The organism is Nitrospirillum amazonense, from assembly GCF_029594735.1.
In the GTDB taxonomy this organism is placed as follows: domain Bacteria; phylum Pseudomonadota; class Alphaproteobacteria; order Azospirillales; family Azospirillaceae; genus Nitrospirillum; species Nitrospirillum amazonense.
This window is the reverse complement of record NZ_JARPAF010000001.1, coordinates 820576-834377: the sequence shown is the minus strand read 5'-3', so window position 1 is coordinate 834377 and position 13802 is coordinate 820576. Positions and strand designations below refer to the sequence as shown.

The window sequence follows — 13802 nt, the reverse complement described above, 5'->3', positions numbered from 1 at the left end:
GATGAGAGGACCGTGATCCACCGGGGAATTGGCCCCTGGGATGCCGGTGAAGATGGACGTAAGCTGATGCGGCTTAGGCACGGGCGCGAGGTGTTCCATTGGTTCGACATGTCCCGTGTCGGAGAGCCCTAAGCCGTGTCCCAACAATTCGCGAACGCCCTGGTCATGCAGCTGCCGGCGCTGAGGCGATACGCCTTGGCGCTGGTGGGCAATGCCGCGCTGGCGGATGATCTGGTCCAGGATTGTGTGGAACGCGCGCTGCGCCAATCAGCGCAATTGCGGGAGTTGCCCCGCATCTCCGGCTGGCTGCGGCGTATCTTGCGGAACCTGTACACCGACGAGATCCGCCGCGGCAACAGCCGGGGGGAGGAGCAGGACATCACCGAGTTGGCCGACCATGTGGAACTGAGCGCGCCGCCGACCGACGTCGGGGCCGCGCGGGACTTCGTGAAGGCGGTCAGCCGGCTGACGCCGGAGCATCGGGAAATCCTGCTGCTGTCCAGTGTCGAGGAACTGAACTATCGCGAGATCGCGGAGGAGTTGGACATTCCGGTGGGTACCGTGATGTCGCGCTTGGCGCGGGCCCGTGAGCGGTTGCGTAGCGTGATGCAAGGCGAGGGCGCGGAGATCATCCCGCTGCCCCTGGGCCAACAGCACCCAGTATCGAAAGACCGAAAGTGAGCGACCAGACCCCCAACCATCCCTCCATCGCGGAGGTCGACCTGCATGCCTTCCTGGATGGCGAGCTGCCGGAAGACCGCGCCCGCGTTGTCGAGGCCGCCCTGCTGGCGGACCCCGCCCTGGCGGAGCGTCTGGCCGGGTACGAGGCCGACAAGGCCATGATGAAGCGGCTATACAGCCCGCTGATCGACCGGCCGGTGCCGCAGCACCTGATCGACCTGGCGCAATCTGCCGCCAATGGGCACGCCGCCCGGCCCTGGGCCGACTGGCGCCGCCTGGGCGCCGTGGCCGCCGTCGTGCTGCTGCTGGTGGGCGGTGGCGCCTACCTGGCGGGCCGCCCGGCGGGCGGGCCGGCCGGCGATGTCGTGCAGATGGCGCTGGCGGCGCGCGATGTGCCGGCGGCTGTACCCAGCGATTTGGCCCCCTACAACGCGGCGCTCAGCCGCGTCGTGGCCCTGAACATCAAGGTGCCGGACCTGACCCGCGCCGGCTATCGCCTGGCCGGCGTGAAGGTGGAGGGGCAGGCGGCCACGGTGGCCTACCGCGACGCCGACGACCGGCTGTTCACCATCTACCTGCGCCATTCCGACGGCACGGTGCGCTTCGACCAGTTCAAGCGCGACAAGTTGCGCGTCTGCATCTGGCAGGACGACCAGCTGAGCATGGTCATGGCCGGGGAGATGTCGGCCGCCGTGATGCAGAAGCTGGCCAGCATGGCCTATGTCGGCCTGACGGCGTGAGGTGCACCAGCGGCATGGTCCGCATGCCGCTGCAGGATGCGACTGCATCCGCCGCCCAGCGTCTGAAGGGCCGCTGATCAATGACGGTCAATGGCCATCAGCGGACCGATCTTGCCGACAGGCTGTCCGGGCTGAACAAGGTGGCGGGGTGCGGGGCGGTGACCATGTAGGGCGTCGCCTCGCCATTGAAGGCGAAGGTGTAGGCGTAGCCGCCCAGTTCGAAGTCGTGGATGAACTGGCTGCCGATCACCACCGCCGGCACGTCCGGCATGAGGTACATGGTGGCCTGTCCGAACTTCCACAGCTTGCCTTGCTCGTCCCAGGAATCCCCGTAAACCGCCATCCAGGTATCTTCGTCGAGGTAGAGCCGCCGATGCGGGACAACGTCATGCGCGCCGGCGGCCAGGGTGCCGTCCACCACCCAGACGCGGTGCAGCTCATAGCGCAGCGTGTCGGGATTGGGATGGGTGCGACCCAGCACCTCGCTCACCGGCTTGGCGTACAGGCGGTTGTTGTTGTAGGGCACGAACATCTCGGCCTTGCCCATCAGCTTGAAGTCATAGTGGTCCAGGCCGCCGAAGAAGATGTAGTACTCATCCTCGCTCATATAGCCGGCGGCGTCGGTGTCCGGCACGTCGTAGGAGATGGCCGGCGCCTTGCGCACGCGGTGTTCCCCCGGCAACAGGCGCCAGGCGGCGAAGTCGTGGCGCTTGATGTTGATGGGCTGCCAGTTGAGGTAGCCTTCGCCCACGCGGGAGGCCGGGGCCACGGCCAGGTGCAGCGTCTTGAAGTAATAGCCGCCGTAGCTGTCGGGCGTGGCGTCGCGGTAGTAATAGGGGAAGTCAGCGATCTCCTTATAGCCGCTGGCCTTTTCCACCACCCCGTCCGCCGGCACGACATAGGTGCTGACCGTCACCTCGCGCGCGGGGCCCCAGTAGGCCAGCAGGTGGTTCCACATGGCTTGGAACCCGTCCTTCGGGATGGGGAAGGGGATGCCGCCCACGGCCCCCTCCACCCCATAGGCGATGCCTTCCGGCGCCGGCCGGGCGCGCGTGGCGTTCAGGCGGATGTTCTCATAGACCCAGTCGGGTGCCGCGGCCGTGCGGTGGCTGGGATAGATGTCCATGCGATAGTCGGCGTCGCGCTCGAACAGGCGCTTGGCCCCCTCCGGCAGCCGGTCGGCATAATCGCGGAAGTTCTTGGCGGTGATGGAGAACAGCGGTTTTTCCGCCGCGAACGGGTCCGGGCGCGGGCCGGCGGGCGCAGGGCCCGGCGCGCTCAACCCGCCCGTCCAGGCCGGAATGCTGCCGTCCGCGTTGCCCGCCCGCTCCGCGCCCACCGGGGTCAGTCGGGACTTCAGCTGCGCTGCCTCCTGCTCCGCCACCTGGGCGCGGGTGCTGGTGGGCTGGCAGGCCAGCGCCAGCGTGGCCAGCAGCACGGCGGCCAGCGATATGGGGGACGGGACGGCAGTGGATCGCATGGGCTCGCGTACGGCGCCTGGTGGTGTGAGGGGCTGCGCGCCGGCGTGCCGGGATTTCCCGTGTTTCGGCCGGCGCCGGCGATGGGTGCCGGGGATCATGGCGTGCGGCCCTTGGCGACACAAGCGGGATGTGGCGCTGGCGCATCCTGTCGCGGGGTATGGTAGTGTCGATGCGGCAAGCCTTTGATGGATTGAGCCAAAGCGCAATGGCGTCCCGCGTTCTCGGCCTATTGGTCTTCCCCGTCCTGTGCCTGGCCGCTCCTGTCCGCGCGGCGGATCTCTATTCCGGCGACGGACTGGATCTGCGCTGGGACAACACGGTGCGCTACACGATGGCGGATCGCATCGGCCCTCGTAAGGGGGCTTTGCTGACCAACACCAACTGGGATGACGGCGACCGCAATTTCGGCCCCGGCCTGGTCTCCAACCGGCTGGATCTGCTGTCGGCCCTGGACCTGGGCTGGGGCGACTGGGGCGTGCACGCCAGTGCCGCCGCCTGGTACGACACCGCCTATCAGGGCCGGACGGATGACGCGGACCCGCAGGCCATCAACGCCTCCACCGCCACGCCCGGCCACTTCGCCCCGGCGGTGCGCGACCTGCAGGGCCAGCACGCCGAAATGCGGGAGGCCTTCGCCCATGGGGCCTTAACCCTGGCCGGGATGCCGGTGTCGGTGCGCGTGGGCCGGCAGGCCCTGGTGTGGGGTGAAAGCCTGTTCTACGACACCAATTCCATCGCCGCCGCCATGGCGCCGGCGGACTATAGCCGCGCCGTTGGGGGGCCCAGCGCCTATACCAGCGACATCTACCGGCCGGTGGGCCAGGCGGCGGTGACGGTCCAGCCCTGGCCCGAGGTCGCCCTGTCCTTCTATGACCAGTTCGAGTGGCGGCCCACGCGCCAGGCCGGCAGCGGCAGTTATTTCAGTTACCTGGACTATCTGGGCGCCGGCGCCGACCGCCTCTATGTCGGGCCCGGGCGCTACCTCGCCCGCCAAGCCGACCGCACGCCCGATGCCGATGGCCAATTCGGCGTGTCGCTGCACGCTACCGTGGACGGGGTGGACTACGGTCTTTACGCCCTGCGCTACAATTCAATGGACCCGCAGTATGTCGTCGGCCCCGACGGCGACGCCTCGGCCCCTGGCGCGGCCGGCTACTATCGCTTGGTTTATCCCGGCGGCGTCCGCCTCTATGGCGCCAGTTTCAGCGCGTCCGTGGGCGACAACACCGTGACGGGCGAGGTCTCCGCCCGCCATAACATGCCGCTGGTCCTGCCGCCGCCCTTCGTGAACGGGCCGGTGACGGACCGCTATGCCGCGTACGTCCGGGGTGACATGGTGCACGGCCAGCTGTCGCTGACCACGGCCCTGGGCCGGTCCAGCCTGTGGGACAGCGCCGACGTGAATGCCGAGGCGGCGGTGGACGACGTGGTGGGCGTCGTGCGCGACGATGACGGCAACCAGTGGCACCAGGTCGCCACCAAGGCCCGCGTGCTGTTCGAGCCGCACTACTTCCAGGTCCTGCCCAACCTGGACCTGACGGTACCGTTGGGCCTGGGCTACAACATCACCGGCCACAGCCTCAGCTACTACGCCCAGAACGCCGGTGCCGGCGACCTGACGGTGGGGGTGACGGCGACCTACCGCAGCGTGTGGAAGGCCAACCTGACCCTGACCCATTACATCGGCGCGCCCAGTCAGCAGCTGCTGGCGGATCGCGACTTCGTGGCCCTGGGTCTGGAGCGGACATTCTAGGTCATGGAACGCAGGCGCGCGGGCGTCAGGGTGTCGGCCGCGTCACCGGCCAGCAGGCGCGCCACCTTGGCCACCACCTCATCCGCCGCCTGGGCCTGCATGTCGGCGCTGCCGCCGGCGATGTGTGGCGTCAGGAAGACATTGGGCAGCCGCCGCAAGGGGTGGCGGGGCGGCAGCGGCTCTTCCTCAAAGGTGTCCAGGCAGGCGAAGACGTCGCCGCGGCGCAGGCGGTCCAGCAGGGCCGTGGGCTCGATCAGGCCCCCCCGCGCCACGTTGATCAAGATGGCACCGGGGCGCAGGCGGGTCAGTTCGGCCGCCCCCAGGGTATGCCGGGTGGCGGGCGTCAGGCCCCGGTGCAGGCTGACGATATCGGCCGCCAGCACCTGGTCCAAGGCGGCTGGGCTGGCACCTGCCTGGCGGATGTCCGCTTCGGCGGCGTTCTCGGACCACACCAGCACTCGGGCGCCGCAGGCGGTTAGGCGCCGAGCGAAAGCGTAAGCGTTGGAGCCCCAGCCGACCAGGCCCACCGTGGCGCCGATCAGGTCGCGGGCTTGCGGCGGCCGGCCGCGCCCGTCGCCGCCCAGGCGTGTCTTCACCCGCTGCGCCAGGGGCAGCAGGCCCAGGTGTTGCAGGGCCGGTTTCGATCGTCTCGCCAAGCCGCGCAGTCCCCGGGGGGGCTGCACCACTCCCCAGCCGCCGGCACGCATGACCGCATCACCCTGGAAGGCACGGCGGCGGCCCAGGATGGCCAGGCCCAGGGCGAATTCCGCCACGCTGTCGGCGTGGGCGTCGCTGGCGTTGACCAGGGCGACGCCCCGGGCCAGCAGGTCGTCGGCGCCGAAACGCGCCACCGACAGGCCTGCGACGCCCACCACGGCCAGATTGGGCAGGCGGTCCAGCAGATCCGGCGCCAGTGGCGGGGCGCCCCGGCCCAGCAAGGCGGCCACCACGTCCGGCCGCGTTTCGGTCACGTCGTCCGGGGTGGCCAGGCGATAGCCGGCCAGCAGGGGCGACAGCGCCGCGCCCCAGTGGCCCGCGACCAGAATGGTGCGCTCGGGTCGCGCTGGCGCGGCGGAGGCCGCCGCCAGGATCGGGGGGACAGGGCCGACATGGCCGTGCTCGATCAGTTCACAGAGGTGCAGGGACGGGACCAGGGCGGCCAGGCTGTGTGGTGGCTCCCGCCCGGTGCGGATGGCGTCCAGGAAAGCGTCGTGCTCCAGGGCGAAGCTGGTCATGCCGCCGGGGAAGGCGGTGGTGAGGCACCGGCCATCCCTCTGCACGGTTAACGTCGTCTCGGTGACAGCACAGCTTTCGCCGGCGGCATGGAAGGCGTAGTCCTCGCGCCGGCACCCGGCCGCGTTGTCGCACAGGAAGGCGGCCTGGGCACCGCCCGGCCAGCGCATCAGGGCGCTGAAGGTCTCCCCCGAGGTGTGGGCTGCCAAGTGGTCCGGCGGGCCCCCCATCATCCACAGCAGGGCGTCCAGGGCATGAATGCCGTTGGCGCCCAGCCAACTGGCGGCACCGAAGCCCGGCGGCTGGCCCGCCAGGGGCTTGTGGAATACCGCCTCCGCCTGGCGCCACCCGGCCAGGCCGGCGCGAGCCCGGGCCGCGCGCAGCGAGGGGTAGAAGCGGCGGTTGTGCCCACCCACCGCCACCAGTCCCCGGCTGCGGGCCAGGTCGGCCATGGCCTGGGCCTGGGCGGCGCCGGGTGCCACCGGCTTTTCCACGAACAGATGCTTGCCCTGGCTCAAGGCCCTCATTCCGTATTCGTAATGAAGCTGGGCGCTGGCGTAGATGTGGACGGCGTCGATGTCGTCGCGGGCCAGGGCCGCACCGGCATCCCCCGTGCTGGCGCCGAAGCCGAAGGTGGCCGCCGCCGTGTCCGCCCGCGCTCTGTCCAGGTCGCAGACCAGGGCGAGGTCCACCAGCCCCCGGTCGCGCAGGGCGGCCAGCACGGGCAGGTGCACCTGGGTCGCCATCGGACCGGCGCCGATGACCAGGACCCTCAGGAGCGGGATGGGGATCGCGGAAGGCATCACCCCTTAAGACGGATGGCGGGGCCCGGTTATTCCCCACATGGCGAAATATATAGTTGCGGTGCCCAACCCCGATTTGTGCCAAGAAATCAGCGCGTAATCAGGGATTCCTCACCATCATGGACAAGCGTGGCGCAGGGCGTGAGCTGGCCCGGTCGGCCTGGGGTTTCTTCCGGGATTTCCGAACCCACGCCGGCGGCGATGGGCTGAAGGCCGCCATCCTGATCATGCTGGGCGCGGGACTGGAGGGTGTCGGCCTGGTGCTGCTGGTCCCCCTGCTGGATCTGGTGGTGGGGGGCGACCGTGGGGGGTGGGCAGCGGCGCTGGCGGGGCGCTTGCCGTGGCGGTCCGCCGGCGGCGATCCCCTGGCCCGGCTGCTGCCGCTGCTGGCCTGCTTCGCCCTGCTGGTGGGCTTGAGGGCGGTTGTGCTGTGGCACCGCGACGTGTTACTGGCCACCCTGCGCATCGGCTTTGTCGAGGCGCAGCGCACGCGGCTGGTGGCTCGGCTGGTCACGGCACCCTGGACGCGGCTGTCGACCTTGCCGCATGCCCGGGTCAACCATCTGCTCAGCAGCGACATCATCCTGACCGGCGCCTGCGCCCATTTCATGCTTCAGGGCGCCACCTCCCTGTTTCTCCTGCTGGTGCAGTGGGGGCTGGCCTGCCTGTTCTCTGTCCCCCTGGCGGCCGTCACCGGTGCACTGTTGGCGGTGGCCACCCTGGCCCTGCTGCCGCAACTGGCGCGGTCGCGCCGCCTGGGGCGCGAAGTGGCCGATGCCAATCTGCACCTGGCCACCAGCGGCGCCCAATTCCTGGGGGGGCTCAAGCTGGCGCTCAGCCAGAACATGCAGCAGCGCTTCGCCGATGAGTTCAACGGCACCCTGGGCCGGCTGATGGGCCGCCAGGTCGCCCTGACTCGGGAACAGACCAAGGCGCAGTTGGCCTTCACCACGCTGGCATCCCTGGCGGGGGCCGCCGCCATCGTGGTGGGGGTCTGGGCGCTGGACGTGCCGCCGGCGGTGCTTATCGTCTTCGTGCTGGTGCTGGCGCGGATGAGCGCCCCGGCTGCCCAGTTGCAGCAGGGCGCCCAGCAGTTCGCCAACTTCCTGCCGTCGTACGAGAAGATCCGGGCGCTGGAGGCGGAGTTGGCTGACGCCGCGCCGCCGGTGGCGGCCGAGATCGCGGATGGCGGCGCCTTCGCCGGCCCGCAGCCCATCCGCTTCCACCAGGTCAGTTACCGCCACCCCGGCGGCGACCGGGGCGTGTTCGGCCTGGACTTGGCCCTTGAGGCCGGCAGCTTCGTTGGTGTGACGGGCGCCTCCGGTGCCGGCAAGACCACCTTCGCCGATCTGTTGGTCGGCCTGACGGCGCCCGATACCGGCACCATCACCGTGGGCGACCGGACCTTGGCCGGTGCCGCGCGGCGGCAATGGGCGGCCGCCATCGCCTATGCGCCGCAGGACACCTTCCTGTTCCATGACAGCATCCGCGCCAACCTGGCCTGGGCCAACCCCTCGGCCAGCGAGGCGGACATGCGCGCCGCCCTTGGCCTGGTGGGCGCCGGCGCCCTGGTGGACCGTCTGCCGCAGGGTCTGGACACGGTGGTGGGCGCCCAGGGCGGCCTGCTATCGGGCGGGGAGCGCCAGCGCCTGGCCCTGGCTCGCGCGCTGATGCGTGAGCCGCCTTTGCTGGCGCTGGATGAAAGCACCGGCGCCATCGATATCGCGGGGGAGCGCGCCCTGCTGGCCGGCCTGGCGACGCTGCCGTGGCGGCCCACCATCGTGCTGATCGCCCACCGGTGGGAAAGCCTGATGCTGTGCGATCGCGTCCTGGAATTCGCCGAAGGTCGTGTCATCGCCGACCGCCAAATGGGTGCGCCCGCCGCTCAGGCGTCGGCCCACAGGGCGCGGTAGCTGGCGGCAATCGCCTCCACCCGCCGCAGGCCGGCGGCCAGGTTCGGGATCTGGGTGGCGCGGCGCGATGCCTTGGGCAGGGCCGCCAACGTGGGGATCAGGGCCTCCATGTCGGCCACCACCCGGGCATGTCCCGCCTCCGCCAAGTGGCCGAAAGGGCCGGTGGCGTCGGCGCTGAGGAACAGGGCCGGCACGCCGAAGGGTACCGCCTCCGCCGCCACGCCGGAGGCCAGTGACACCACGGCGTCCATATGGCGCAGCAGCGCCGGCAGCGGCAGGGCCGAGGCGGGATTGATGCGGATGTTCGGGCCGCGCAGCGCCAGCAAGCGGGCATGGCGCCGGTCGTGCCCCGGCCCGGCGGCGGGGTGGCGGCGGATCCACCAGCGCCAATCCGGTGGGCCCGCCGCGATGCGGTCGGCCACGGCATCCCAAGTCGCGGACGGACCGGTGGTCTGCAGGGCCACCAGGATATCGCGCTGGGCGTCGCCGCCGGCGGCCTGGCGGAACCGTTCGTCCCAGGCCCGGGTACGCGGATTGGCATCGTCGAGAAAGGGGCCCAGGCGGGGATGGCCGCCGGCCAGGGCCTGATGCCAATGCCCATCCGCCCAGGCGCTGATATGGGCGGCATCGGCCGGGTCCCAGGTCCAGAACAGCGCGGGCAAGGTGGTGTAGCCTTGGGCGCCCGCGCCCGCCCAGCCACAGGCCTTGTGCCGCCCGCCCTGGGGGCAATGCTGCACATCCACCGACAGGATGCCGCGCCGCCGGCAGGCGAGCGCCAGGGCGGATCCCAAGCCGGCATACCAGGTGGTGGTGAAAGCCAGGCGCGGCTGGGCAATGTCCAGCACCAGGCCCAAGGCCTGGGCCCGGGCGCGCAGCCCCACGGCCCGCCGCGCCAGGCGTTCCGGCCGCAAGGATGGCGCCGGCACCCCCTGGCGGGCCAGGAAGTCCACCACCTCAGCATGGGCCGGCAGGTCCAGCGGCGCGCGGACCAGCGGGGCCAGCGCCTGAGCGGCGCTTGTGATCAGGTCGACCGCCAGGGTGGGCCGGCGCCAGGGCGTGCGCCGGCCGGGTTGCAGGTGCAGGCAGCGCGCCCCGTCGTCCTCAAGCACCGCCATGAGGGGTTCGCCATAGCGATCCTCCCAGGCGCCGTCGATGCGCTCCACCGACACGCCATCGCCCAGGAACAGGATGTCGGCCCGGTGGGGCCGAAGGATGACGTTGTCCCGGCGTCCCAGTGTCGCCAGCGGGTGGGCCAGGGTGCGCAAGCCGCGCGCGACCCGGGATGGCCGGCCGGCCTCAGGGTCGGCCACATGCTGACGGTAGAGGTCCAGGTACAGGTCCATGCGCGCCGGCGGCCACAGATGGGCGTCGCCGCTGGTCCAGCGGCTGACGGCGAAGCGTGCCTCGATCTCCGCCACCAGGGCCAGGTACTGGGCATGAAAGGGCGTCGCCATGGCCGCCTACCGGGCCGCCAGCTCATCCATGCGCGCCTGCCACGCCGCTTCGATCTTCAGGCGCATCTCATCCCACATGCTGTGAGAGTCCCGGGTGGAGCGGGTCCAGGCGCCTTTCAGCCGGTCGGTTTCATTGAAGCGGTGGATCTTGCGCCGCGCCTCCAGCCCCTCCAGTGCGCGGCCCAGGGGGCTGGCCAGCAGCCACTCCCCGGCGCGCTTCAGGGCCGTGGTGTAGGGGACGCAGTTCAGGCTGCCTAACGGCGCCCCCACGGCGTTAGGCAGCCAGTCGGCTGTCCAGGCGTTGGCATCCCGCACCGTCTCGTACACGTCCGGGCCATACAGCGGGATCATCTGGCACAGCTCCTGTGCGTCATATAGGCTGCGGCGCGCCAGGGGCAGGGCCGCCAGCGACAGGAAGGTGTTGGGGCAGAACAGGCCGTTCGCCAGCTTGGCGTCCATCAGGGCCAGCAGGCGGCAGAAGGCGCGCGTGCGCCACATGGTGCCGGCGTCGGTGACCAGCAGGAAGTCGATGTCGCCGTCGGGGGGGAAGTTGCCGGCGGCCAGCGAACCCGTCATCGCCACCATGCGCACATTGGGCAGGCTGGCCAGGAAGCGGGCATAGCGTCGCGCGGTCGGCCATTGCCGGCGCGACAGCTCCCGCCGGGTACGGCGGATGGCGAACAGGTCGGTCCGGCCGCGCAGGGCATGATAGGTGCCGTCCGTTTCCAGGTGGCGGGCCAGGGCCGGGCCGCCCAGCGCGTGCTGCACGTCGCCCAGCGTGCAACGGATGCCATGCAGGTAGCGGTGGATTTCAGGAACGGACACCGGGAAATGGAAAATATCCCGGTAGGCGATTGTTGAGTAAATCGCCGTTTCAAGTTTATTCATCGTAAGGACGATGGTCATGAAATCACCTGTCGGCCGATCAATATCGGTGTCCAAACATTTCGATTATTTATTTTAAAAGGCGCATTGTTTATTTTGTATATGCTGGATATGCTGCGCCATCGATGTTTGGTTTTTGGTGGATCATGGCCATCCGACACAAGGTCGTTCTTTACAATCCTGCGGCTGTGTTTCACACCATGCCGCTGGGCCTGCTGGCCATCGGTTCCAATCTTGATCCCGCGCGCTTCGATGTGCGCATCATCGACGCGCGGATCGAGGCGGACCCCTTGGACGCGGTGCTGCGGGCCATCGACGGCGCGTTGTGCTTCGGCGTCACCATGCTGACCGGCCGGCCGCTGGGCGACGCGCTGGCCATGCTGCGGGCGGTGAAGCGGGCGCGGCCCGACCTCACCACCGTGGCCGGCGGCTGGCATCCCTCCCTGTTCCCGGTGGAGACGCTGGACGAACCCAGCATCGACATCACCGTGGCGGGGCAGGGTGAGCGCACCTTCGCGGAGCTCATGGACCGTCTGGCCGAGGACGATGATGTTGAGGGCATCGCCGGTGTCGCCTACCGCGACGGCGACCGCGTGGTGCGCACCAAGGCGCGGCATCTGGAAAGCCTGGACGCCTTCGCTCCGCCCAACTTCGACCTGATCCCGGTGGAGCGGTACTTCGAGCTCAAGGGCCGGCGGCAGCTGGACTATATCGGCTCCATCGGCTGCAACTTCCGCTGCGCCTTCTGCGCCGACCCCTTCGTCTATGGCCGCGACTGGAAGGCGACCTCGGCCAGCCGCATGGGGGTGGAGATCGAAGCGCTGTGGCGCCGTTATCGCTTCACCGACCTGAATTTCCAGGACGAGACCTACTTCACCCACCGCCACCGCGTGGCCGACATCTGTGAGGAGTTCTTGCGCCGGGGGCTGGACTTCACCTGGGCCGGCACCATGCGCGCCGACCAGGGCGTGCGCCTGCCGGACGAGATCTGGCGCCTGTGCGTCCAGTCCGGCCTGCGCCGCGTGCTGGTGGGGGTGGAGACCGGGTCGCACGAGATGATGAAGCGCATCAAGAAGGACACCACCATCGATGCCATCCTGGAGACGGCGGCCAAGTGCCGGCAGCACGACGTCGCCGTCATCTTCTCCTTCATCGTGGGCTTCCCGGAGGAGACGGAGGACCAGGTCGAGGCGACGCTGGGCCTGATCAAGACCCTGCGGGCCATGAGCCCAAAGTTCGAAACGCCGCTGTTCTACTACAAGCCCTATCCCGGCTCGGCCCTGGCCGCCGCCGTGGCGGACCAGACGCCGCGCACCCTGGACGACTGGGCGCGGTTCGACTATGTGGCGGGGCCGGCCGGCACCTGGGTGCCGCCGCATCTCTACCGCCGCATCGAGCGCTTCAAGTTCTACAACAAGTATGCCGCAGGCACCGCAGTCACGGGTCAGGGTGCCGGCCGTCTGCTGCGCCGGGTGGCGCGCTGGCGCATCGACCACGACGTCTACGCCGCCCCGGTGGAGAAGTTCTTGGTCCAGCATCTGCGCCCCGAACCCTCCCTATCCTGAGGCCTGTTCCGCGTCGATCAGCGGTGCACCGGCCGGCGCGTCCTGCGCGGCGGACTTGGGCCGCAGGGCCATTTCCCAGGCGCGCTCGAACCCCGCCGGTGACAAGGCGCGGCGCACGAAGGCGGCCCCTTTGCGCGCGGCGTCGGCCCACAGGTCGGCATAGGCCTCGGGCTGCGTCAGGTAGGGGGCCCACTGGTCCTCGGACAGCGTCAGGGGATATCCCGGCGCGCGCAGGCCCTCCATGGCCGTGCGGTTGCCCAGCACGGGGCAGCCCCAGGCCCAGGCCTCCGCCACCTTGGTCTTGATGCCGCCGGCCACCAGCGCCGGCACCAGGGCGATGCTGCCGGGCCGGTAGACCTGGGCCAGGTCGTCGGCATAGCCGTGCCAGCGCACGCCAGGCACATTGGCCAGGGGGCGGGTCTGGCGGCCGTGGATGTGCAGCGGCGTGGCCGGCTTCAGGCGCCGCCACTGATCCAGCAGGAAATCGATGGCCGTGCGGTTCTGCAGCTGCCGGTCGCTGCCGATGAAGACGAAGCGTAATGGCGCATGGCCGTGCCCCCACGGTTCCGCCCGCAGGGGCACGCCGGGCGGGATGGCGCGCACCACCGGCGGCCCGTCCTTGAACAAGGCGTCCGGGGGCGCGCTCCGGCACAGCATCTGCCGTTCCACCGGCGACAGCAGCACCGTAGCGCTGGAAGCCAGCATCACCTCCCGCTCCGCCGCCGGCAGGGTGCGGGCCTCATAGGCCGTCACCAGCCGGGCGAACGGCCCTTCCGCCAGGCGGCGGGCCCAGCGGGGGAAGTGCGGGCCGACGTGGCCGGTCAGCAAGGGCAGGCGGTGATGGCGCAGGTAGGTCATGCGCCGCGACATCAGGTCGTCGAAGTCGGTGACGATGTGCAGGTTGGGCAGGGCGCGCCGCAGGGTGCGCAGCAGGGTCTGGCAGCGCACGGTGTCGAGGTAGACGGCATCGAACGCCCCCGCGGCGATGCGCGCCGCCACCCGTTCCGCCTCCCGGGGGCCGGCGTACAGCAGGCATTGCAGGGGCGGCGGGCGCCCGCTCGCCAGACCCGCCAGCCAGACGGCGGCGGCGCCCAGGCGGTCGGCCCTGCCGCCCTGCAGCACAGAATGCAGGGTGATCACCTCCACCGTATGCTGGCGGCGTAGGGCCACCAGGATGTGGCCCATGATGGGGGTGCGGCCGTTGCGCTGGGCCAGGTCGCGGGTCGTCACGAAGGCGATCCGCAAGGCGGGTCTGGAATGGCTGTCCATGGGTCTACCTGAGGCGGGCGCATCC

General features: G+C 70.2%; 10 protein-coding genes. 5 read left to right on the top strand and 5 right to left on the bottom strand.

What is annotated here, in order from left to right; all coding sequences use genetic code 11:
* Positions 1-135 precede the first annotated feature (135 nt).
* Both P5F91_RS03460 and P5F91_RS03455 read left to right on the top strand, forming a co-directional pair.
* Positions 136-681, top strand: a complete 546-nt coding sequence (locus tag P5F91_RS03460; RefSeq protein ID WP_246134613.1) for an RNA polymerase sigma factor — start codon at positions 136-138, stop codon at positions 679-681.
* Positions 678-1421 carry an anti-sigma factor family protein gene (locus tag P5F91_RS03455; protein ID WP_277906513.1) on the top strand — a complete coding sequence of 248 codons (744 nt, stop codon included), beginning with the start codon at positions 678-680 and terminating at the stop codon, positions 1419-1421. Before P5F91_RS03460 ends, P5F91_RS03455 begins: the two co-directional genes overlap by 4 nt.
* A 97-nt stretch (positions 1422-1518) precedes the next feature.
* Here the strand turns inward: P5F91_RS03455 and P5F91_RS03450 are convergent, their stop codons facing one another.
* Positions 1519-2901, bottom strand: coding sequence for a DUF1329 domain-containing protein (locus P5F91_RS03450; protein WP_277906512.1), 1383 nt, complete (start codon positions 2899-2901; stop codon positions 1519-1521).
* A 206-nt stretch (positions 2902-3107) separates the two neighbouring features.
* Between P5F91_RS03450 and P5F91_RS03445 the strand changes: the two genes are divergently transcribed.
* A complete protein-coding gene (locus tag P5F91_RS03445) occupies positions 3108-4655 on the top strand; it encodes a DUF1302 domain-containing protein (protein ID WP_277906511.1) in 1548 nt (515 codons plus the stop codon).
* On the opposite strand, the gene P5F91_RS03440 is transcribed toward P5F91_RS03445, so the two are convergent.
* Positions 4652-6691 (bottom strand): NAD(P)-dependent oxidoreductase, encoded by a 2040-nt coding sequence (locus P5F91_RS03440; protein ID WP_277906510.1) that lies wholly within the window; start codon positions 6689-6691, stop codon positions 4652-4654. The two genes, P5F91_RS03445 and P5F91_RS03440, sit on opposite strands and share 4 nt — an antisense overlap.
* A gap of 119 nt (positions 6692-6810) precedes the next feature.
* On the opposite strand from P5F91_RS03440, the gene P5F91_RS03435 reads away from it, so the two are divergent.
* Complete coding sequence (locus P5F91_RS03435) at positions 6811-8604, top strand: ATP-binding cassette domain-containing protein (protein WP_277906509.1); 1794 nt, start codon at positions 6811-6813, stop codon at positions 8602-8604.
* On the opposite strand, the gene P5F91_RS03430 is transcribed toward P5F91_RS03435, so the two are convergent.
* Positions 8577-10058, bottom strand: coding sequence for a hypothetical protein (locus P5F91_RS03430; protein ID WP_277906508.1), 1482 nt, complete (start codon positions 10056-10058; stop codon positions 8577-8579). The two genes, P5F91_RS03435 and P5F91_RS03430, sit on opposite strands and share 28 nt — an antisense overlap.
* Before the next feature lie 6 nt (positions 10059-10064).
* On the bottom strand, positions 10065-10883 hold the full coding sequence (locus P5F91_RS03425) for a nucleotidyltransferase domain-containing protein (RefSeq protein WP_277906507.1): 819 nt from the start codon (positions 10881-10883) through the stop codon (positions 10065-10067).
* A 206-nt stretch (positions 10884-11089) separates the two neighbouring features.
* On the opposite strand from P5F91_RS03425, the gene P5F91_RS03420 reads away from it, so the two are divergent.
* Positions 11090-12508 carry a B12-binding domain-containing radical SAM protein gene (locus P5F91_RS03420; RefSeq protein ID WP_277906506.1) on the top strand — a complete coding sequence of 473 codons (1419 nt, stop codon included), beginning with the start codon at positions 11090-11092 and terminating at the stop codon, positions 12506-12508.
* On the opposite strand, the gene P5F91_RS03415 is transcribed toward P5F91_RS03420, so the two are convergent.
* Positions 12500-13777 (bottom strand): glycosyltransferase, encoded by a 1278-nt coding sequence (locus P5F91_RS03415; RefSeq protein WP_277906505.1) that lies wholly within the window; start codon positions 13775-13777, stop codon positions 12500-12502. The genes P5F91_RS03420 and P5F91_RS03415 overlap by 9 nt on opposite strands.
* Positions 13778-13802 lie beyond the last annotated feature (25 nt).